At 44.2% G+C, this 2,703-nt stretch carries 1 pseudogene; it reads right to left on the bottom strand.

Annotated features, from left to right (window positions below):
• A pseudogene (locus ACFIO3_RS11135) lies at positions 1 to 2,703 on the bottom strand (hemagglutinin repeat-containing protein); the annotation flags it as partial.

Genomic DNA, 2,703 nt, shown 5'->3' with positions numbered 1-2,703 from the left:
GTTGCTCTGCATAAACAGCGGCTTCCTCTGGTGGAGTAAAGATGCCATTAAAGGACACATGCACCTTGCCATCAGCACCCTCTTGTAAATGCTGCTTTTCTTCATCCGTTAAATAATGAAACTTAGGTATTTTTTGCCCACGAGCGTCTTCTATAGGCTCCCCATTTGCATCTATTTCATGATTGTATTGCCATTTTCATCACGGTCGACCACGGCAATGGGATGCTCTTTGATAAACATGGTTTTATAGGAGTCATCGCTGTATTTAAATCCTTCTTCCAGCAATTGTGTTGCCATTTCACGGTCTTCACCAGCTGTTTGTTCCAGCTTAGTGACATCTATTTGTGATACACCCTTATGAGCTTCAGCGGTATTACGGTTAAGGGAAGCTATGGTTTGATCAACGCCTTGCCCTGTCAATGCCTTCTGCCCTAATTCATCAGTAATGACAATGGTGCCATCGCTAATGGCAGATTTGGTATATCCTTCCCTTGAATCCTGTTGTTCTGCATGATCTAAGACATTTTTGGCAATGTTTTTAACGATGTCGTATTCGCCCATTGCACCACCCGCTGCAATGCTAATCCCATCACTGCTGGCTTTGGCACTCGCACTGTTGGTAATATCACTGGTGCTGATGCTTCCTGTGGTCAGGCTGTTTTTTTCTGCCAAGGCTGTGCTTTCAATAATACCTCCAGTCAGCGTTGTTTTATCTTTAACGGTGATCTCAAAGCCGTCATCACGGGCTTTAATGCCTGATTGTTCCACAACACTGTGATAATCGCTGGAGGATTGATCATTTTGGGAAAAGACGTTTATTGATGCACCATCAGGCTTTCCATTGCCTTTAACCCCAACAGAAACAGAGTTTTTTTTGCTGGAACTTTGTCCCGTATCACTGCGGCTGACAACGGTAAAATCACCTCCTACTTCCATTTCTACACGCTCTCCAGAAACCACGGCGCCTGCCAATGTGGTGTTTGCCCCACTCGTGGTATGAACAATGCCGGTGCCAATAAGATAGCTGTTCTTTTGTTGAACCTGTTCACTGGAACCTTCTCCTTGACTAAAAGAGATATTGCCGGTTACTTCCGTGCCACCAGTACCATAACTGGCTCCAATATTCATTGAAACGCTTTGGCTATGTTTTTGTTTGCTTTGCGTGTTTTGCGCACTTTCAAAGGTAATATGCTGTCCTGCTTCCAAGGTAATATTCCCGCTCTGTTCATCATTTGCATAAACAGGATTGGTGCCAGCGATAATATCAGCGCCAACACCATGAATGCTGCCCTTGTGGGCTTGCATATTAATAGCACGCCCTGCTTCTATTGTATCTGTCACCGCTGTGGAGACTTGAGAAGAGGCTTCTGTCTTCCCTGTCTCAAAGCCCACTGTCACACTAGCTGAAACATCAGCCATATTGGCAATAGCACCTTTTGGTGAGCCACCCTTTATCCCATTGTAAAGATCTTTGCTTTTGTTATAGAGATCATATCCCTTTAGACCAGCAATAAGACCATTGCCGATTTTGTGTTTTGTATCCCCATGACCAAAACGTTTTCCTGCATCCCTTATATCTTGTATGGTGTCTAGAATACCCACATTGACAGAACCTGTAACACCAGCAAAGAAATTTTCATGTTTTTTTTGTGTCTTAGAGATATCTTGGCTTTCCGAAAGCGTGATATTATTGCCAGCATCGATGTTCACATCACGATCAGCTAAAACATCTGCCGCTTGCATGTTCACATCACGATCCGCAGTAATCTGCACATCTCTGCGTGCTGTGATGTGCGATTGAATGGAAGCTGTTTCCCATTGATCACCGGTGTCCTTCGTGCTCTTAACCCCAACACCCAAGGAAACACTGCTGCTGCTCTTTCCAAACTGAAACCCAAAACCTTCCCGTTCTTCTACAGAGTTTGATTTATGGCTATTATGACCCACAAGCACATTGACATCACGGGCTGCGGTAAGATTAACATTTTCCCCTGCAAGATCAGAGCCCACAATTGTCACATCTTTTTTCTTGGAAATGATGTTGATCGTGCCATCCGCATTGAGAGAAGAGCCTTGATGTTCAAAACTCTCTTCATTTTGCACCTTTTCCTCACTCCCATATATCGATAAAAAGCCCTTGCCTGAACCCGCGCCAAAACCAGATGCATGTTCTTCTGAGTGGCTGCTATGGTGATTTTGCATGCCATCAATCGTCACATTTTCTGCTGTCACATTGATGTTTTGACCTGAAAGCAGATGAGAAGCAGAAATCTTGGCATCTCCTTGTGCGTCTATGTCAACGTTGCCCGTTGCACCCAGAACAGAGGAGACCGTTGTGGTGTGCAATTGAGATGTGTTGGAAGATTCCTCGTAAAAAAATCCACTTAACGACGATTGCTGTTGTTGGTCAAACTGTTCTTGGGCTCCTTTTATGAGAATATTCCCACCAGAATGAATAGAAATATCCGCTTTTGCCTGATCTTCTGCTGTTTCCTTTCCTTTGCCAGCAAAAAGCATAGACCCAATGATTGTGGTATCATTGCCAGATTCAACAGCAACCCCTTCACCCCCTGTTATGCTTGACCCCACAACTTGGCTCACATCCATCTTGTTATGCTCAGATTTACTGCTACTAAACACCCCACCGTCTTTATGGTACGACATCTCATAATGTAAGCTATCCTCTGCATTATTGATCAGGAC

The organism is Bartonella sp. AD328YNZD (genome assembly GCF_042196425.1).
Note: the sequence above shows the minus strand (reverse complement) of the source record. Positions and strands in the feature narration are given on the sequence as shown.